At 54.6% G+C, this 18149-nt stretch carries 18 protein-coding genes; 7 read left to right on the forward strand and 11 right to left on the reverse strand.

What is annotated here, in order from left to right:
- The first annotated feature begins 64 nt into the window (after positions 1-64).
- Both QU597_RS23385 and asd read left to right on the forward strand, forming a co-directional pair.
- Positions 65-1159 (forward strand): YheC/YheD family endospore coat-associated protein, encoded by a 1095-nt coding sequence (locus QU597_RS23385; RefSeq protein WP_310830046.1) that lies wholly within the window; start codon positions 65-67, stop codon positions 1157-1159.
- 89 nt (positions 1160-1248) lie between these two features.
- Positions 1249-2040, forward strand: coding sequence for an archaetidylserine decarboxylase (gene asd / locus QU597_RS23390; RefSeq protein WP_310830047.1), 792 nt, complete (start codon positions 1249-1251; stop codon positions 2038-2040).
- Positions 2041-2138: 98 nt separating this feature from the next.
- Here the strand turns inward: asd and gpmA are convergent, their stop codons facing one another.
- The 3 genes from gpmA to QU597_RS23405 all read right to left on the reverse strand — a co-directional run bounded on the left by gpmA (position 2139) and on the right by QU597_RS23405 (position 5861).
- Complete coding sequence (gene gpmA / locus QU597_RS23395) at positions 2139-2888, reverse strand: 2,3-diphosphoglycerate-dependent phosphoglycerate mutase (RefSeq protein WP_310830048.1); 750 nt, start codon at positions 2886-2888, stop codon at positions 2139-2141.
- A 466-nt stretch (positions 2889-3354) separates the two neighbouring features.
- Positions 3355-4140, reverse strand: a complete 786-nt coding sequence (locus tag QU597_RS23400; protein WP_310830049.1) for a helix-turn-helix domain-containing protein — start codon at positions 4138-4140, stop codon at positions 3355-3357.
- 107 nt (positions 4141-4247) lie between these two features.
- Positions 4248-5861: an aminotransferase-like domain-containing protein gene (locus QU597_RS23405; RefSeq protein WP_310830050.1), complete on the reverse strand. Its 1614-nt coding sequence runs from the start codon at positions 5859-5861 to the stop codon at positions 4248-4250.
- 132 nt (positions 5862-5993) lie between these two features.
- On the opposite strand from QU597_RS23405, the gene QU597_RS23410 reads away from it, so the two are divergent.
- The 3 genes from QU597_RS23410 to QU597_RS23420 all read left to right on the forward strand — a co-directional run bounded on the left by QU597_RS23410 (position 5994) and on the right by QU597_RS23420 (position 8306).
- On the forward strand, positions 5994-6608 hold the full coding sequence (locus QU597_RS23410; RefSeq protein WP_310830051.1) for a pyridoxamine 5'-phosphate oxidase family protein: 615 nt from the start codon (positions 5994-5996) through the stop codon (positions 6606-6608).
- Between the two features lie 137 nt (positions 6609-6745).
- Positions 6746-8050, forward strand: a complete 1305-nt coding sequence (locus QU597_RS23415; RefSeq protein ID WP_310830052.1) for an aminotransferase class I/II-fold pyridoxal phosphate-dependent enzyme — start codon at positions 6746-6748, stop codon at positions 8048-8050.
- Positions 8051-8195: 145 nt separating this feature from the next.
- Complete coding sequence (locus QU597_RS23420; RefSeq protein ID WP_020429695.1) at positions 8196-8306, forward strand: hypothetical protein; 111 nt, start codon at positions 8196-8198, stop codon at positions 8304-8306.
- Between the two features lie 162 nt (positions 8307-8468).
- Here the strand turns inward: QU597_RS23420 and QU597_RS23425 are convergent, their stop codons facing one another.
- From QU597_RS23425 to QU597_RS23445, 5 genes are all read right to left on the reverse strand, one after another.
- On the reverse strand, positions 8469-9686 hold the full coding sequence (locus QU597_RS23425; protein ID WP_310830053.1) for an ABC transporter permease: 1218 nt from the start codon (positions 9684-9686) through the stop codon (positions 8469-8471).
- 1 nt (position 9687) lies between these two features.
- On the reverse strand, positions 9688-10434 hold the full coding sequence (locus tag QU597_RS23430; protein WP_310830054.1) for an ABC transporter ATP-binding protein: 747 nt from the start codon (positions 10432-10434) through the stop codon (positions 9688-9690).
- Complete coding sequence (locus QU597_RS23435) at positions 10431-11915, reverse strand: DEAD/DEAH box helicase (RefSeq protein WP_310830055.1); 1485 nt, start codon at positions 11913-11915, stop codon at positions 10431-10433. The genes QU597_RS23430 and QU597_RS23435 overlap by 4 nt, the downstream gene beginning before the upstream one ends.
- Before the next feature lie 171 nt (positions 11916-12086).
- Entirely contained in the window at positions 12087-12863 is a 777-nt protein-coding gene (locus QU597_RS23440; RefSeq protein WP_310830056.1) for an SDR family NAD(P)-dependent oxidoreductase, read from the reverse strand.
- A gap of 28 nt (positions 12864-12891) precedes the next feature.
- Positions 12892-13347 carry a chemotaxis protein CheX gene (locus QU597_RS23445; RefSeq protein WP_054942873.1) on the reverse strand — a complete coding sequence of 152 codons (456 nt, stop codon included), beginning with the start codon at positions 13345-13347 and terminating at the stop codon, positions 12892-12894.
- A 404-nt stretch (positions 13348-13751) separates the two neighbouring features.
- Here QU597_RS23445 and QU597_RS23450 point away from each other — a divergent pair, with 404 nt between their 5' ends.
- The gene (locus QU597_RS23450; protein ID WP_054942874.1) at positions 13752-14654 is read left to right on the forward strand and encodes a LysR family transcriptional regulator; all 903 of its coding nucleotides are present in this window, start codon (positions 13752-13754) and stop codon (positions 14652-14654) included.
- Positions 14655-14710: 56 nt separating this feature from the next.
- Positions 14711-15520 (forward strand): histidinol-phosphatase, encoded by an 810-nt coding sequence (locus QU597_RS23455; protein ID WP_310830057.1) that lies wholly within the window; start codon positions 14711-14713, stop codon positions 15518-15520.
- Between the two features lie 114 nt (positions 15521-15634).
- Here the strand turns inward: QU597_RS23455 and QU597_RS23460 are convergent, their stop codons facing one another.
- The 3 genes from QU597_RS23460 to QU597_RS23470 all read right to left on the reverse strand — a co-directional run bounded on the left by QU597_RS23460 (position 15635) and on the right by QU597_RS23470 (position 18147).
- On the reverse strand, positions 15635-16372 hold the full coding sequence (locus tag QU597_RS23460; protein WP_310833392.1) for an NADPH-dependent oxidoreductase: 738 nt from the start codon (positions 16370-16372) through the stop codon (positions 15635-15637).
- A gap of 212 nt (positions 16373-16584) precedes the next feature.
- Complete coding sequence (locus QU597_RS23465) at positions 16585-17127, reverse strand: GNAT family N-acetyltransferase (RefSeq protein ID WP_310830058.1); 543 nt, start codon at positions 17125-17127, stop codon at positions 16585-16587.
- 90 nt (positions 17128-17217) lie between these two features.
- Complete coding sequence (locus QU597_RS23470) at positions 17218-18147, reverse strand: metallophosphoesterase (RefSeq protein ID WP_310830059.1); 930 nt, start codon at positions 18145-18147, stop codon at positions 17218-17220.
- Positions 18148-18149 lie beyond the last annotated feature (2 nt).

Genomic DNA, 18149 nt, shown 5'->3' on the forward strand with positions numbered 1-18149 from the left:
ACAAACATACAATGCTAAAGAAGGGGAACCGCCGTAATTACAGAAGATAACGGGAGGAACGAACATGGGGCAAAAGCTCGTGGGAATACTGCTAAATGCCGCTATGCACCGGGGCGTTCCCCGGTTAAAAACGGGACAGGAGTCGCTGGAAAGCTATGAGGAGGCTGCCGCCGCCTACGGAATGATCCCCTGCTTTCTGCAGCTCTCCGACATCAATCCGGAATCAGGATTCAGCATTGCTTACGTGAAGGGAAGTCAGGGATACGTCAAAACCGTCATCCCGACACCGGGCGTGATTCATAACAGGGCGATCTACAGCCAGGGCAGCACCGGGATTGACCGGCTGCTGGGGCAGGGCCTCCTGATATTTAATACATGTAACCGCTACGGAAAAGATCAGATTCACGGGCTGCTGGAGCAGAATGAAGCACTGCAGTGCTTTTTGCCTGACTCAAGGACCGGAATGTCCGGGCTGAAGGAAATGATGAACCGCTATTCAGACCTCATTCTCAAACCGTGCCGCGGCAGTGTCGGCAAGGGCGTCATGCGCCTGTCCCGGATCAGTGCACGACGCTGGACCTGGAGTTTTCTCCCTTCCGGCTCGCGCCGCTGGCTGAGCAGCACGGTGGACCCGCAGGCCTTGCCCAGGGCCCTGCGGTTACGCTTCGCATCCGTACCCTATCTGGTACAGGAACGCATTCCGCTGGCTGAGGTCAACGGCAGGCCCTTTGATCTGCGGGTCACCGTGCAACGCGGCTGGGGAGGAGAGTGGCAGGTAACCGGCATGTTCGCCAAACTTGCGGCACCCGGCGGCTTTGTCTCGAACATTGCCAGAGGCGGCGAAGCGTTAAGCACCTCAGCTGTTCTGAATGAGGTATTCACCGGTAGTGCAGCTGCACGCATCCGCATGTCCGTCATATCCCTTAGTCTCTCCATCGCTCACCAGCTGGAGAAAAACCTGCCCGGCCTTGCCGATATCGGACTGGATATCGGAATCACCAGGGACCAGCGTCTGTATTTCATCGAATGCAACGGGCGCGACCAGCGCTATGGATTCCAGAAAGCCGGACTTAGCGGAACCTGGAAAGACAGCTACCGCAGGCCGATGGGCTATGCCCGTTTCCTGATTGAAGATCCCGCAAGGTATATCCGTTATTGATTTGTCTCTTATTCTATGTCAATATAATGCAGAGCGGTAACGGTCCCGGAAGCGGAACCGTTACTCTGCATGATGGAAGGGAGATAATCATGGTTAAACAATTGCTGCGGCTGATGACCGAGCTGTCCTCACACCGATGGCTTTCCCGGTTAATGGGAGCTTTCTCCCATAGCAGACTCAGCCGTTTTTTGATCCCGGTATTTATTCGGACTTATCATATTCCTGCCGCCGAAGCGGAGAAGCCGTCCGGGGAATACCACACGCTAAATGAATTTTTCAGCCGCCGGCTGAAGCCTGGAATGCGCTTGGTAGCGGATGGGGCTGATGTGGTTGCCAGTCCGGTAGACGCTCTGATTACCGCCATGGGTGAGATTCATTCGGGAACAATCATGAATGTGAAAGGGCAGGATTACCTGCTGGAAGAATTGCTTAACCACTCTCCGCATATGGAGCTGTACAAAAAGGGCTTCTTCTTCGTATTGTACTTAAGCCCGACGGATTATCACCGGATTCACGCGCCGCTTACCGGACGGAAGATTGAGAGTGACTATATCCGAGGCCGGGCCTATCCCGTCAACGAATTCGGCATGAGACATATGAAGAGTGTGCTGAGCCGCAATGAACGGCTCATTACTTATATTGCCGGAGCCAACGGTGAAGCCGCCGTTGTGAAGGTTGGTGCGATGAATGTCAGCAGCATCCATTATTCGGATGCTGAAGCGGACCAGTGGCAGATCGGAGAGGACCTCGCTTATTTCGAGTTCGGCTCTACGGTGGTGCTGCTGCTTGAGAACGGCACCTTTACTCCGCAGCCCGGACTAACGAGCGAGACCAAGGTTAAGATGGGGGAACTGCTGGGGACACTGCGGCGCCCTGGTTAAACCGCCAAGACATACTTCAAAGCCCCGTCCAAGGGAGCGCAGGCAATCCCTTGGACGGGGCTTTGATTATTATACATATACTCATTCACTACTGGGGCTTATTCCGTCACCTTGCTCGGGTTCGCCACCTCACGGGCTTTCTCCTGCACCTCTTCAGGGACCCCGAGATAAAAGCGGCTGATCGGCTTCACATCATCATCCAGCTTATAAACAAGCGGTACGCCGGTGGGAACGTTCAGCTCCAGCAGCGTTGGCTCATCCAAATCCTCCATGAACTTGATCAGCGCCCGCAGCGTATTTCCGTGCGCCGAGATCAGCACCCGCTCCTTCTTGCGGATCAGCGGCACAATCCGTTTACCCCAGAAATCGCCGACACGGGCGACCGTATCCTCCAGGCTCTCCCCGCGCGGAATATCACCGGGACGGACCTCCTTGTAGCGGATATCGTTTCTGGCATAGCGCGGGTCATCCGGCTCCAGCAGTGGTGGTCGGACCGACAGGCTGCGCCGCCAGATGTGCAGCTGCTCCTCCCCGTATTTAACGGCGGTTTCGCTTTTGCTGAGACCCTGCAGCGCCCCGTAATGGCGCTCGTTCAGCTTCCAGGATTTCTGTACAGGAATCCATAGGAGGTCCATCTCCTCCAGCACATAGTTCAGCGTCTTGATCGAACGCTTCAGCACCGATGCAAAGGCCAGATCGAAGGAGTAGCCCGCCTCCTTTAGCAGCTTGCCGGCGGCTTTGGCTTCCTGAACCCCTTTTTCCGTCAGATCGGGATCACTCCAGCCTGTAAACAGATTCTGACGGTTGTATTCACTCTCTCCATGCCGGATCAACACAACTTCGTACATATCCTCTCACCTCTAACCTTTGATTTCAGTTTCTTCTGCTCCGCTTAAGTATATGTCATCTCGGGCCGCTCATCCTCTTTATCCTTATACCCCGGCAGGTCCATGCGGATACGCCTGAAGCTGAGAGGACGGCCCGTCTACACATAAATTCTAAAAAAACCGGATGCCTACCGGCCCCGGTTCTCTTACATCTATCGCTGTATCCTTGCGTCTTAGTCTGCTTACTTTAGAACCACTGGTCTGTGGTCATGCCGCTATTCTGCTTCAAGCGTCTCCAGCGGTTCCGGCATAATCCGGCGCTCCCGCACTTGAGAGCATTGTTTGAAATCCGGCGTCCTCTTGTCATACCTGTGTTCTCCCCTTCCAGGCTGTATGTAAATGCTCTGTAAACCAGGTTGCAACGTATTTACCCCTGGAGTAAAAAGCTGAAACAAAGCAGCCGGAAGAGGGAGGACGGGGGCAAAGGTCAGCGGATTTCGGACGGGCTTTTCCCCGTGTGCTGCTTGAATTGGCGGCTGAAAAAGAAAATATCACGGTAGCCCAGCGCATCTGCCACCTCGGTGACATTCATTCCGGCGTACAGCAGCAGATGCTGGGCCCGTTCAATCCGGGCACGGATCACATACGACTGGACCGAGGAGCCGGTAATCTCCTTAAATTTAATCGAGAAGTAACGCGGAGACAATCCCGCCCGGGCTGCCAGGTCCTCCACCCGGTGTGCAGCACCCGGATGCTGGCTGACATAATTGGCTACCTCATGGATAATTTCAGTGAGATGGTTGCTTACATGGCGCTCCACCGGCATCATCCGATCCTCACGCAGCAGATGGATCATCAGCTGCTTCAGAATCAGCTGCCCCTCCTCCTCGGCGGCGAAGGTTTTGACCAGAAATAAGCGCACATAACGGGCAAGCAGATGCTCGAATTCCACCGTCTCTGACAGCTCACGGTATGGCTGGGGGATCTCGGTCACCTCTTCGGCAACATCAAAGTGAATGTATGTAATCACCAGCGGCTTTTGCGGATTATGTGTCGCATAAGTAGAATCACCCGGCCGGAACAGGAAGCAGCTTCCCTTGCCCACCTGAAAAGGCACACCGCTGCGTACAACCGTACCTTCCCCGCTCCAGACATAAAATAAATCATAATTTTGCAGCGGCTTCTCTCTTTTCTGCCATCTCCAGCCCGGTTCGCAGACAATCTTTGCCAGGGCCGGCAGAATTACAAAAGAGGACGGCGATGCATGCAGCATAATATTCCCTCCTAAAAGTTTTGTTCAGCATCATCTTCTATGGAATTACTTCGTGAACAAAACTGTCTTCGTAAGCATACATTTTCCTTACAATACATAATACCTTGTCACGTTCCATTTTGCACATCGTTCCAGGCTAACAGCAGGCGGTTTATGCCCTCTTCCAGCGCTGCAGCATCGAGGTGGGCAAAAGAAAAGCAGGCCGCTGCGCTCCCCGGCCTGATCCGGTACAGCGCTGCGTCACGGAAGTCCGTGCCGTGCCGCCGTGCCGCCGCCCGGAAGGCGGCGAACTCCGCATCTGTGCGCAGCCAGCGCGCATAGATATGCAGGCCTGCATCGCCCGGCAGCGCCTGGAAGATCGTCCCGAGCCGCGCGGCCAGCAAGGCGCGAAAGATCCGTGCGCGCTCGCCATAGATGCGCGTCATGCGCCGCAGGTGACGGCTGTACCCGCCGGTGCCCATGAACCGCGCCAAGGCCCGCTGTTCCAGCTGGCCCGCCGGGAGCGGCTCATACAACGCTTTGGCCGCAGTGACCGGCTCTGCCAGCGAAGACGGCAGCACGGCGTAGCCGAGCCGCAGCCCGAAGAACATGCTGCTCGTGAAGGAGCCGACATAGACAACCCGCTCCTCCCGGTCAAGCGCTTTGAGCGGTTCAATGGGCCGGCCGCCCCAGCGGAACTCGCTGTCATAATCATCCTCGATGATGACCGCCTGGTGCCGCCGTGCCCATTCCAGCAGGCTGCGGCGCCGGTCCAGCGGCAGCACCGCGCCGGTGGGGAACTGGCGGCTCGGTGTGACGAACAGCAGCCGTGCCTCCCAGTCCTCCGGGACAAGTCCGGCCTCGTCCACCCGGCCCGGCAGCAGCCTGCCGCCGCCAATCTCCACCGCCCTCCGGATGCCGTGAAATCCGGGATCTTCGACTACAGCACTGCTCCCCTGCTCCAGCAGAAGCTGAGTCAGAATAACAATGCCCTGCATCGAGCCGCTGAACAGCACGATCTGCCCCGCATCGGTGCGGATTCCCCGGGTCATCCGCAAATGGGCGGCAATCGCCCGCCGCAGGCCTTCATCACCCTGGGGAGGACAATAGCTCTCCAGCAGTCCGCCTTGTTTGCCTCCCGCATAGTTGAGTGCGCTCCGCCATTCGGCATACGGAAAGTGCTCCATCTGCATTCCGCTGCTGCGGAAGCTGATGAAGTCTGCTCCGGCCCGTTCATAGACAGAGAGCTTCCGCTCCATCAGACGTTCCCCCCAGGCCGTGAGCATAATTGGCGCTGCGGCCGAAGATGCCGGGCGGGATGTCCTGTTTACACCGGCTCCACTCCCGCTGTTTCCCCCGCCAGCAGCTTCTTCCTCATGTTCTGGTGATACATTAAGAAGATTACCGGAACCATTGCCCGCTGCACGCGGTTCACCGGTTTCCGGCTTACTGCCTCCAGCTCCGCTGCTTCCTCCCGTTCCGGTAAAGAAGCCGTCACCCGAAACAAACGTGCCGCGCCCCCGCTCCGTCTTGATATATCCGTCTGCCAGCAGCATATCGTATACCTGCGAGGCCGACCCGCGTGATAGCAGATACAGCTCGGCCAGCTTCCTTGTGGAAGGCAGCCGGGCCCCTCCCGGGAGGGTCCCGTCAAGAATCGCTGCACGGAGCGCATGATATAACGCCAGATATTTGTAGCGGTACATGTCCAGATACTGGTCATACGGCAGCGTAAAATTCATGTTTTTCCCTCATTTCAAAAGTGGACCATTAAAATTAATGTAAACCGGTACTTTTTCATTGTCAATTCCTCCTCTATGCTAAATAAAATTCCATGGAGCACACGCTTCACATTAAGAGAGAGGATGAACAGGATGCGCAGAAAAGAGTTTAAGATTGAGCAGGAAGAGGAAATCAGGGAATTTTTGCAGGGGATGAGCTTTGGCTTTCTGGGAACCAGTGACGAACAAGGGGCTCCCAGGGTAACCCCGCTGAACTTTGTCTACGATCAGGGCAATTTTTATTTCCACGGCAGCCATGCCGGCGGCAAAATGGAGAGCATCCGGCAGCAGCAGCAGGTCTGCTTCACAGTAGCGGATGAATATGCACTCATTCCCTCCTACTTCAGCGACCCCGAGCTGGCCTGCCCTGCCACCGCTTACTTCAAAAGCGTAACCGCCTACGGGCAAGCCGAAATCGTTGAAGATAGTGCGGAGAAGGCTGCTGTATTGTCGCTTTTCATGCAAAAGCTTCAGCCGCAGGGCGGCTATGCGCCAATTGTTGCCGATGACCCGAGGTACCGTTCACGGTTGAAGGGGGTTGCCGTCGTGCGGATCGTGCCTGAAGAATTAACGGCCAAATTTAAATTCGGCCAGAATCTGAAGGAGGATGAACGGGCGGGGGTCACCAGGGGGCTTGCCGAGCGGAATGGGGAGCGCGATGCTGAAACGCTGGAAATGATGAAAAAATATTGCCCACATCACAGTTAAGGTGGTCGATTCCTCGGAAATTTTTCGAAAAGTATTCATAAAATGCGGCTTTCTTAAGTGACGACAGCAAACCGCGGTGATATAATGTTAGGCAATGTTAACGTATATCCCAGAAGAATACCGGAAGGATGAAACTGATGAATCCACTGGCTGGACAATTGAACGAAAGCATCAAGGCAGGCAATGAACATGTGTACGATATGCTCTCGGGTCTTGGCAAAGCAATCTATTTCCCGAAAGAGGGCATCCTGAGCCAATCCGCCGAAGCGACGGCTCATGCCAAGAAATATAATGCAACCATCGGTATCGCGACGGAGAAGGGCATGCCTATGCACCTTGCCGTCATTCAGGATAAGCTGTCCGCTTACAGCCCCAAAGACCTGTACGGCTATGCTCCACCTGCCGGCAAACCGGAGCTGCGCACCGTATGGCGGGAAAAGATGCTGCGCGAGAATCCGTCGCTGGAAGGCAAATCCTTCAGCAACCCTATCGTAACCAATGCCCTGACACACGGGCTTAGTATTGTTGCCGACCTGTTCGCAGAAGAAGGCGATGCGATCATCTATCCGGATAAGAACTGGGAGAATTACGAGCTGACCTTCGGCATCCGCCGTCTCAGCGAAATCGTCAATTATCCGCTCTTTACTGAAGATATGAAGTTCAACAGCGAAGGCTTGCTGGATGCGCTGCTGGCCCAGAAGGACCGCGGCAAAGCCATCGTACTGCTGAACTTCCCTAATAATCCTACCGGTTATACGCCTGGCCTTGAAGAAGGGGAAGCCATTGTTGCCGCCATTCTCCGCGCGGCTGAGGAGGGCATTAATGTCGTCGTCGTCAGCGATGATGCCTATTTCGGCCTCTTTTTCGAAAACTCACTCAAGGAATCCCTATTCGGGCGTCTGGCCAATCTGCATCCGCGCGTGCTTGCCATCAAGATTGACGGAGCTACCAAAGAAGAATTCGTATGGGGCTTCCGTGTCGGCTTCATTACTTATGCTTCCGAGGACAAGGATCTCTTGGCTGCTCTCGAGCAGAAGACGCTGGGCATTATCCGTGCTACGATTTCCAGCGGGGCGCACCCGTCGCAGACGTTTGTGCTGGATGCCTTGAAATCACCACAGTTCCTGGAGCAGAAGGAAGAAAAGTTCCAAATTATGAAAGGCCGTGCCAACAAAGTGAAGGCGCTGCTGGACAGCGGTAAATACGGCGATGAAGTGTGGACCTATTATCCGTTCAACTCCGGCTATTTCATGTGCCTGAAGCTGCACACCGTGAACGCGGAAGACCTGCGGCTCCATCTGATCCATAATTACGGCCTGGGTACCATTGCCCTGGGCGAGACCGATCTGCGCGTGGCCTTCTCCTGTATAGAAGAAGAACAGCTTGAGGATCTGTTTGATCTGGTATATGCAGGCGTACGTGACTTGGAAAAAGCCGAATAACGAATTTGAGTACTGCGAACAGCTCCGGTTATCCCGGAGCTGTTTTTTTGACGGCTCTCACGGCATTGGCCTATACACGTTCTTCCCCCGGCACATACAATACGATGTACACAAGTACAACAACACATTCGAAAGGGGAATGAACATGAGCGAAGAAGTAAGAGGCGGATACGGATACCCTGGATTTACAAGCACTGGTGCAATTCTTGTTCTCTTTATCCTGCTGGTTATCATCAGCCGTTCACTCTTTGTCTAACCGGGAATGGTGATCCCGGGAGGGAGCCCCCGGCTCTCTCCCCTCTCCCGTGTTACACGCCATTCCCTATCAGGCGGAAGCTAATGAGGGTATGTGAAACTTCTTGATATACAGCAAAGAGGCCTTGAGTAAAGCTGCGGCTTTACTCAAGGCCTCCTGCTGTTATAAATCGTCGTCCGGATCCTCTGCTTTGCGCTTCATGTAGACCTTGAAGAAATAAGCCAGCAGTGCACCGGCCAGTAAGCTGCCGATTGCCGGCAGCGGACGTTCTCCCAAAGTAAACAGAAAAGGCCATCCCAGTACCAGTACCAGTACCAACTGGGTACGAAAAATAAATTGTGTAGTGTTGTCCCCTTTGCTGCCGGGAGGCAGCGGATACACGGTCAGCCAGAACGATTCACTGTGCAGCTTGCGCAGCGCCGACAGCTGGATACCGGTAAGGAACAGGAAGAGCAAATAGATGCCGCTGCCGGCATAGCTCGCACGGTTCCACCAGACCAGGAGCAGCGCCAGCACAGCCATCCGCATGACAATGCCGAAGATATCGCCCCTGGCAAAGCTCTTAGTCAGCAGAAAGCGGTATGCGCTGTCCCGGCGCCAGGCGATGCCGCTACCCCAGCGGGACAGATAGCGCCGGCCATAGACCCGCTGCTCACGCCCCGGAACATCCACGAACCAGCCGAGCATCATCAGGGCTCTTGTCCCCTGATTCCGCTCTGTAGCGATCAGCCGCTCCCAGGGAACGCCATGACGATTCGGAACGCTTAGCGCTGCCAGATAAGCTGCCGCCAGAATAACGATAAAGATTAATGCCTGCAGCGCCGGCTGCCACAGCCATGCTGCGATCATCAGCCCGAGGGCCGACCAGCGCAGCAGTCTAAGCCCGGCCGAAGCAGGACGTGAGAGCATCGCGATTTCCCGCCATAGCCCGTAGCTCGACAGCAGCTTCACAGCAATCAGCACCACGGCTGTAAGCAGCAGCTGCTTCGGCGAATCGTCCGTACGTATGTACAAAGGCCAGAGTGTAATGAGGATAAAAGCCATCCGCAGAATTTTCCACACATTCCCGCTCACCCAGGCCGGAGCGAAGTACTCTCTCATCCGGTGGCCCTGCGGGAGCAGAAAGACCGTATCCGGGCTCTGCAGATAGGTCCGGAAGCTGCTGTGCACTGTTGCAGATAGCAGCAGAATCAGCATAATCCAGCGGATCGGCAGATCTGCCGGGGTATCGCGGAGCAGTGCGGTGTACCAGGCGGAGAAGACGATCAGCACCAGCAGCAGCAGCATCGCTACACCGCTCTTAATGACATAACCCACATACGGGAGCATGCTTCCCATGAACCGGCTGCGCCGCTGCCGGCGCAGCTCTTTCAAATCCATATCATTTCCCTCCCTGCACCAGTTCGTAGAACAGCTGCTCCAGGTTAAGGCCGCGCAGTCCAGCAGCTTCTGTCATTTCCGCAAGCGTACCCTGGGCAATGACCTTGCCGCGGTGCAGCACAATGAAGCGGTCGCAGTAATTCTCGATGGTAGAAAGAATATGAGAGCTAAGCAGGATGGAAGCCCCGGATTTTTTCAGATCCAGCATGAAATCGAGCAGGGAACGGATACCGAGCGGATCAAGCCCCAAAAAAGGCTCATCAATAACATAGAGCGCCGGCCGTGCCACGAAGGCACACATAATCATTACCTTCTGCTTCATGCCCTTGGACAAGTGGGAGGACAATGTATCCATCTTGTCCTCCATATTGAACAGTGCCGCCAGCTGCCCGGTGCGTGATTCATAGTCACTGCGATCCACGCCATAAGCCCTGGCCGTAAATTCTACATGCTCCCGGACCGTCATTTCCTCATACAGCAGAGGCGATTCCGGCACGAACGTCAGCGCACTGTGGTACCCTTCCGGGTCGCTGCTTCGGGTCTTGCCCTGTACGGTAATTTCACCTTTGTGGGGCGACATCAGCCCCAGAATATGCTTCATGGTCGTACTTTTGCCTGCTCCATTGAGCCCGATCAGTCCAACCATTTCACCGGGCTGAACCTGAAGGCCGATATCATGAAGCACCGGCTTGTTGAGACTATATCCTCCGCTTAAGCCCGTAATTTGCAGTACGGGGGCAGTATTCATTGACCGTCACCTCTCGGGGTTTTGTCCTTGAGCCATTTCGGAGCTCCCTTATTCTTACGGTTCTTCTCACGCTCGCTACTGCTGCGTGCTTTGCCCGCAGGACCGGCCGGGCTGCGTCCGCCTGCGGCTTGGCCTGCACCATGATGCGGCTCACGCCGTACTTCTCCACCGGCACTTGGGCTGCCTGCCAGTCCCTGACGTGCTGCCGCCGGTCTGGCACCTGCAGCATCCGGCTGCACAGCTGCCGTCCGCACCAGCTTGCTGCTACCCGGTGCAGCACTTTCCCGGCGCGGTGCATCTGTTCCCCCGCTTCCCCGGCTGCTGCCTGCAGGTCTGCGGACTTCATCCGCCGGCCGCGCCTTGCCGGCGGACATCGCCCGCTCTTCCAGCTGGATGTCCAGCTCACGGGCAAACTTGCGCATGATGAAGGTCTGCTGCTCGGTAACAATCGTAACCGACACGCCGCGCTTGCCCATGCGTCCCGTACGTCCGGCCCGGTGCACATAGTGCTCGGAATCAAATGCCGGGTCGTAGCTGACCACAAGTGTCAGATTCTCAATATCCAGACCCCGGGCTGCTACATCGCTGGCTACCAGCACCCGAAACTTCCCGCTCCTGAACTTAGCCAGCACATTACTGCGCGTAACCTTGTCGGCATCACCGTAGAGCGCCGCTGCGCTCAGTCCGAGATGGTTCAGCTTCGCCTGCACTTCGGCTATGTCCTCTGTGGCGTTAACGAACACAATCGCCCGTTCCGGGTTGTAATGGCGGATGACGCGGCGCAGCATATCCATCTTGTTCCGTTCCTCGGCCACCACGTAATGATGTTCCAGCGATTGCGCGGTCATAACCCCCGGATCAATCCCGACTTCGGCCGGGTTTTTCATTTCCCGGGCAGCCAATGCTTTGGTTTCCGGCCCGATGGTTGCCGACAGCATGATGAGCTGGCGTGTGCGCAGCGCGCTGCTGACGATCTTGGCTACCTCGCCGGCTCCGCTAAGCTGAAACATCTGGTCAGCCTCATCGATGACAATCGTGGTGACTTCGTGCATTTTCAGCTTGCGCAGGCCAATCAGCTCCCGGATGCGGCCCGGAGTGCCGACGACAAGCTGCGGGTGTTCACGCAGCTTGTCGATCTGGCGTTTAATCGCAGCACCGCCGATCAGTCCCATCACCTTAATGCCGCGGTGATCTCCGTACCGCTCCGCCTCGCGGAGAATTTGCATCGCTAGTTCCTGGGTTGGGGCCAGCACCAGCTTCTGCACCACTCTCTGCTCCGGATTAATCCCTTGAAGCAGCGGCAGCAGGTATGCCAAAGTCTTGCCTGTTCCTGTCTGGGAAGCGGCCAGCACATCCCTTCCCTCCAGCAGAAGCGGGATCGTCTGCTCCTGAACAGGGGATGGGGCGGTAATGCCGAATTCCGACAATCTGGCAACAAGGTCTTCCTGGATGCCGATGGCCGCAAAAGATGCGTTAGTCATAATTGTATTTCATCCTTTTCGCTTGAGTTAATATCATCATTATATGCCAAAAAGGCCTCTCCACCAAATGGAAGGCCGTATCGTTAGAGAAGGGCTGATATCAGCTTAGCTCAGCCCGCAGAAAAGAGGATGATCCGCCGGATAACAACGGGCCTCTTCTTCCCTGCACATCTATTTACGGTTCATTGCGTTATAAGTCAGCTTATCCGCCAGGCGGGGGAATAAGGCGTACAGACGGATACCGAAAGCAGCAAGCCCCGGAAGATCCACTTCTTCTTTGCCCTTCTCCATCAGCTTCACGATCTTGGCGGAGACATGCTGCGGAGCCATCATCATTCTGGCTACACTTTTCTCGTAGTTGCCGGAAGGATCCGCCGTCTTGAAGAAATCGGTGGCAATCGGTCCCGGATTGACAGCAGATACGATAATGCCGCTCTTGCGAAGCTCCTGGCGCAGGGCATTCGTAAAGCCCAGTACCGCATGTTTGGTAGCCGTATAGGCAACCGCCCGGGCTGTGCCTATTTTGCCGGCCATGGAGGCCACGTTCACAATCTGCCCGCTCCCCCGCTGAAGCATATGCGGAACAACGGCTTTGGTGCAGCGGACGATCCCCATATAGTTGACGTCCATCATATCAGCAAATTCCTGAGGCTCCATCTCGGTAAATCCGGCAAATTTGCCGTAACCGGCGTTGTTCAGCAGGATATCGATTCTGCCGTAAACGTCAAGAATTTCAGCGAACACCCGCTCAACCTCGGCTTCATTTGTAACATCGCAGGTATACAGTCCAAAAACGCCCGGAATACCGGCCGCCGTTTCTTTCAGCTTATCTTCCGAACGGGCCAGCAAAATGGGAACAGCCCCCCGCTTGCTGAGCATCTGCGCCGTGATTGCACCAATCCCGCTCGAAGCCCCTGTAATAACCACAATTTTGTCTTTAAGTTGCATGAATATCCATCAGCTCCTAATGATCACCCTAAGAAATCATCACTTGAATATCCAGTTCCCCGATCCCTTCCATCAGAAGCGGGATGCTCAGTGCTCTGCGCGGAAATACCGACATGCTTTCGAGCTTCATCAGCTTCGGCGGGGTAATATCCACGGATACTCCCTGATTGGACAGAATCGTACTGGCGTTGCCGCTGATCATATTGCCCAGCTCTGAAATCGCGCTCTGCCCCATTTCATCCATCTCTGCAATCGGATAGCCGCCCATCATTGCCGATACGATCTTGAGTGCCACCTGCTCAGCGATTCCAAAGACGATATCTCCGCTTAACTGACCCGTCATTCCCACTTGAATCCATATATGATTATCGATCAGTTCAATATCCTTAATTCCCAGATTACCGGTGGATGGCGAGACTTGAATCACCTGCTCAATTACAATTCGTGCAGACTCTAGAAACGGATTAATTACTTCTGCTTTCATGAAAGTGCTGTCCCCCTCTACCAGGCTTTAGTCATATACCAAAAGTCCCAAGTAATAATGTTTTATTATACTTCATATATCGGCATTATTCACCAAAAATTAATGCTCTTGTCGAATGAATTCTCAAGATAGTTTTTGTGGTGACATTGCCCTGCAGGTTGTAATCTCCTATAATTTAATCAAATACCAACATTCCGCGTAAGATACACCTGATTATTCCGGCAAAGCATGCCCTGAAACCCTGCACATCCCGGGTGTCAGCCCTGCTCCGAATAAGAAGAAAACAAGAAAAAAGTCTTATTTTCCTGAGTAAAAGTCAGCTTAGCCATCCTGTGAAAACGCCCGGTTTTCACATTATACAAATAACCAGCGACACGATTCGGTAGGCCAAAGGGGGCAAGTCCATGAACATTAGCCAGCTGGAGACACTGATCACGATCTCCAAAACCATGAGCTTTCGCAAGGCGGGCGAACTGCTTAATCTGACCCAGCCGGCAGTTTCGGCACAAATCAAAAGCCTCGAGGAAGAGTTCAAAACGCAGCTCGTTGACCGGAATCAGCCGGTTACCTTAACCGACAGAGGCAAAGTGTTCCTTACGCATGCGGAGCAGATTGTAAGTATTGTGGAGGAATTGAAGCAGCGTCTGGCCGATTTGGAGGAGAATCCCCAGGGGCATATTATTCTCGGTACAACAACCTCCATTGCTATTCAGATTCTGCCGCGCATCCTGTCTTATTTCCAGGACCAGTTCCCGCATATCAAAACTTCGATTTCATCGATGTCCTCATCGCAGATTTATCAGCATGTGGAGAACGGCCTGGTGGATGTCGGCATCGGTTATCTGATCGGGCAAAGTCCGGGTATGACTACCTCGGTCCTTTATTACGACACCTTTGAACTGGTAGTATCACCTAGGCATCCGCTGGCCCAAGTCAAATCTGCAGGCATTGAAGCCCTCGGCAAAACACCGCTCATTCTGCTGTCGCCGGACACCGTCGGCCGCAAATTTGTCGATGAGGTACTCGCTAAGCACGGCATTCAGCCGCAGGTTATCATGGAGCTGACGAGCAGTGAGGAGGTCAAGCGGATGGTCGAGCTGGATCTTGGCGCAGCGGTAATCTCCAAGCAGTCCGTTACGGCTGAAGTCCGGAGCGGCACACTCAAAATCGTTCCGATTATCGAGCTCGAGGTCACGCATCCTGTCGGGGTCATTACCAAATCAGGCAAATACGTCAATTCCGCCATGCGGCAGTTCCTGAGCGATCTGAAAGGCATGCCGGAGACCCAGTTTATCGGTTCTGAGTAAACAGCATCATTTGCTGCTATCGTACACACACTATGGCCAAAGGAGATGTTCCACTCATGAAGTTTGATCTGCATACCCATCATTTCCGCTGCGGCCATGCCGACGGAAGCATCCGGGATTATATAGAGGCGGGTATCGCCGCCGGTCTTAGCGTCATTGGTATTTCCGATCACACGCCTTATTTTGCCAGCCCTTCCGAGCAGGCATTTCCCCGCATCGCAATGGCCAAATCGGAAATAGCGAATTACGTAGATGAAGTATTGTCTCTGCAAAAAGAATATGCCGGCACCATTGATGTCCTGCTTGGCATCGAATCAGACTATTTCCCCCAGCATGCTGAACTGTACCGGACCACGCTGGCCGCCTACCCCTTTGACTATATCATTGGTTCGGTACATAACGTCGAGGGTGACAGCATCTTCAACAAGAGCCGCTGGAAAAAGCTCGGGCCGAAGCAAATGCATGCGGTCAAAGCAGAGTATTACCGGCTGATCACCGAATCCGCCCGCAGCGGTATGTTCCAGATTCTCGGCCACATTGATGCCATGAAGGGGAACTATCCAAACTTCTCGCAGATCCCGGCAGCCGCCGAGATTGACGAGTGCCTCCGAGTTATCGGCGAATGCGGTGTAGCGATTGAGATCAACACCTCAGGCGGTACCAAGCTGTGCGGCGGCTGGTACCCGTCAGATGATATTCTGGAGCGCGCCCTGCATTACGGTGTAGAGGTCAGCTTCGGCTCCGATGCGCATAAGCCTTCCAGGGTCGCGGATCAGCAGGGGGCTGTGGCCGCCCGTCTCAAGGAAATCGGGTTTACCCACTGGGTCTACTTCAAGCGTAAAGAGAAACAGACTGTAGCACTATAGACGGAAATTACAAAAGCCTCCGACTGCATGTAACGTGCAGGTGGAGGCTTTTATTGAGAGTAGCCCATCCATTTAACATGGAATTGCAACCGTAAACCATTGCGGCACTTATTGTTATTTCTGCAGATTGTCGCAGGTAAAGCCCTGCTGCGGAAGTGTCCTTCCGGCATCGCCGTACTGCGGATTCATGGCATAGAAATGGGCGATCGTGGAACTCCAGTCCCGCTCCGTCAGGCCCAGATCTTTAAGATACTCCCGGTATGCCGTGTTGTATTCCTGAATGCTGCTCTTCAGGTCCGGGTTGTAGCACTCCTCATGATACACTGCCTCCAGCGGAAGACGCGGCTTCTTGGGCAGCTCTTCACCAGGGTATCCGACGCACAGGCCGACAACCGGAAATACATACTCCGGCAGCTGCAGAAGCTCGATCACACCTGCCGTATTGCGGCGGATTCCCCCGATTGGAATGATGCCGAGGCCCAGGGATTCAGCAGCGGCAACTGCACTCTCCAGCGCGATCCCCACATCTACTGCCCCGACGAGCAGCGCATCCACATCACCGGCTGTCTCAAACGGCTGCCCCTCCAGCTCGGCGGCTAATTTAGTGCGGTAAAAATCCATACAGAACACTAAAAATACCGGTGCATCAGCCACGTGCTTCTGATTCCCGCTCAGCACCGACAGCTGTTCTTTGCGCTGCTCATTCTGCACAGCAATAACCGTTACCTGCTGCCCGTTGACCCAGGATGGGGCCGATTGTGCAGCTTCGATAATCAGCCTCAGCTTATCCGCTTCCACCGGCCGCTGCTCATATTTGCGGAACGAACGGTGATTGTTCAAGGTCCTTAGCACTTCATTCAAAGTATGATTACCTCCCCAATGTAAAATAAACGTACAACATGTCTATTTATCATACCCCAATAAACTCGGGCACCGCCAGTCTCCGGGGATATACGCAAAAAAATGGACCCGATTCCTCGGGTCCCAGCAGCAGTTATATTTTCAAAAGGGGGTCATGTACTTAGTTTAACCGGACACTGTTAGAGTTTGATAACGGCTTTATTTCAATTGTGTAACAAAGTGAATACTTTCATTACATCGCCGGAGCCATCGGCAATTGGCAGGATACGCTCCAGCGCCAGACCGTTTTTGAGCATGACCCGCTCGCTTCTCAGGTTATCGCCGCGGCAGCGTCCCTCTACCTTAGCCAATCCAAGCTCCTGTCGTGCATAGCCCAGCAGCAGTCCGACTGCTTCTGAAGCGAGCCCCGCTCCCCACCAGTCGGGATGCAGCATATAGCCGAGCACAGCTTTACCTTCATGCCGGTTCCAGTTCTGCAGAGAGACCGTTCCAATCAGCTCCTCCCCGCCTCTCGGATAGATGCCGGCATGTAATGCGCACGGATCATATGCATAGATCATCCGGTGCACCAGTTTGTCCAGCACAGCCTTCTGGGAGCCAGCTCCGCAGCGCAGCACAATATGCGGCTGTACCTCCGGGTGCGAGAGAAGGGCCTGCAGCCTGCCGGCTTCGGCGGGCTGCAGCGGCCTCAGTTCAACCGCTGTTCCTTGTTGGGTGATCAATGATATGGTTTCGTAAGTAATCATGTTTTCCCCTCTTCTCTGCAGCTGATGGTTGAAGTCCTTTAGCTCTTTCCGTCATTAAGCAGCGGACAGCGGATATGCGCTCACCCTCCGCTAGGCCCGGCGGAGGGTGAACACGGTCAGCTCCGGCCTGCACAGCAGCCTGAAAGGCATATAGGTTTCGCCGAAACCTCTGTTCACATAAACCGGCATTGCTTGTTTCGCGGTGTAATATAATCCGTTTATGTATTTCTGCGAGCCGTAAGGCGTGTATGCTGCTCCGACAAAGGGCAGGCGGATCTGGCCGCCATGGCTGTGTCCTGATAATTGCAGATGGAAGGGGTAGCTTTCCGCAGTATCCGCATAATCCGGCTCATGCATAAGCAGCACCGTAAACGTGTCATCCGGTATACCTTTCAGCGCGGCTTCGGGATCAGGAGCACTCTTCAGCATGTCTTCCAGGCCGGCAACCGCGATCCTCGCGCCGCCCTGCCGGATCAGATAGGACTGATTCCGGAGCACGACAAAACCGGCGGTTTGCAATAAGCGGGTTAACAGCTCTGTATTTTTATAATCATGATTGCCAAAAATCGCGTATTTGCCCAGCGGGGCCGTCAACTCTGCAAGCAAGGCCACGGAATCCTCCAGGTCTTCGGCATTGCTGTCCACAATATCTCCGGTGAAGCAGATAATGTCCGGCTGTGCTTCTTTAATATGCTTCACGAGCCGTTTCACATCATGTGCATCCTTGTTGAAGCCCAGATGAACATCGCTGAAATGCACCAGCCGGATCCCGGAAAAAGCGGAAGGAAGCTGCTTCAGGGAAAGCTCCAGCTTCGTAACCTCAAGCCAGTTGGGCTCTCCCTGCCAGACATAACCGCTTGTAAGCAGTCCAGCACCAAACACGGTGGCCGCTCCTCTGGCCAGGAACTGGCGGCGGGTTATTTTGCGTCCCTTTTCCGGTACAGGAGCACTATAACGGCCGCTTCCGTCTGCCGGATTTGTTTCATGATTGGGAGAAGTCCCGGGTGATCCTGTATTCATAG

The organism is Paenibacillus pedocola (genome assembly GCF_031599675.1).
GTDB lineage: Bacteria > Bacillota > Bacilli > Paenibacillales > Paenibacillaceae > Paenibacillus_AQ > Paenibacillus_AQ pedocola.

Bases quoted from the DNA above. Each gene is read 5' to 3' on its own strand.
- QU597_RS23385 (WP_310830046.1), top strand. From the start codon at position 65: ATGGGGCAAAAGCTCGTGGGAATACTGCTAAATGCCGCTATGCACCGG.
- asd (WP_310830047.1), top strand. From the start codon at position 1,249: ATGGTTAAACAATTGCTGCGGCTGATGACCGAGCTGTCCTCACACCGA.
- gpmA (WP_310830048.1), bottom strand. From the start codon at position 2,888: ATGTACGAAGTTGTGTTGATCCGGCATGGAGAGAGTGAATACAACCGT.
- QU597_RS23400 (WP_310830049.1), bottom strand. From the start codon at position 4,140: ATGCTGCATGCATCGCCGTCCTCTTTTGTAATTCTGCCGGCCCTGGCA.
- QU597_RS23405 (WP_310830050.1), bottom strand. From the start codon at position 5,861: ATGAATTTTACGCTGCCGTATGACCAGTATCTGGACATGTACCGCTAC.
- QU597_RS23410 (WP_310830051.1), top strand. From the start codon at position 5,994: ATGCGCAGAAAAGAGTTTAAGATTGAGCAGGAAGAGGAAATCAGGGAA.
- QU597_RS23415 (WP_310830052.1), top strand. From the start codon at position 6,746: ATGAATCCACTGGCTGGACAATTGAACGAAAGCATCAAGGCAGGCAAT.
- QU597_RS23420 (WP_020429695.1), top strand. From the start codon at position 8,196: ATGAGCGAAGAAGTAAGAGGCGGATACGGATACCCTGGATTTACAAGC.
- QU597_RS23425 (WP_310830053.1), bottom strand. From the start codon at position 9,686: ATGGATTTGAAAGAGCTGCGCCGGCAGCGGCGCAGCCGGTTCATGGGA.
- QU597_RS23430 (WP_310830054.1), bottom strand. From the start codon at position 10,434: ATGAATACTGCCCCCGTACTGCAAATTACGGGCTTAAGCGGAGGATAT.
- QU597_RS23435 (WP_310830055.1), bottom strand. From the start codon at position 11,915: ATGACTAACGCATCTTTTGCGGCCATCGGCATCCAGGAAGACCTTGTT.
- QU597_RS23440 (WP_310830056.1), bottom strand. From the start codon at position 12,863: ATGCAACTTAAAGACAAAATTGTGGTTATTACAGGGGCTTCGAGCGGG.
- QU597_RS23445 (WP_054942873.1), bottom strand. From the start codon at position 13,347: ATGAAAGCAGAAGTAATTAATCCGTTTCTAGAGTCTGCACGAATTGTA.
- QU597_RS23450 (WP_054942874.1), top strand. From the start codon at position 13,752: ATGAACATTAGCCAGCTGGAGACACTGATCACGATCTCCAAAACCATG.
- QU597_RS23455 (WP_310830057.1), top strand. From the start codon at position 14,711: ATGAAGTTTGATCTGCATACCCATCATTTCCGCTGCGGCCATGCCGAC.
- QU597_RS23465 (WP_310830058.1), bottom strand. From the start codon at position 17,127: ATGATTACTTACGAAACCATATCATTGATCACCCAACAAGGAACAGCG.
- QU597_RS23470 (WP_310830059.1), bottom strand. From the start codon at position 18,147: ATGAATACAGGATCACCCGGGACTTCTCCCAATCATGAAACAAATCCG.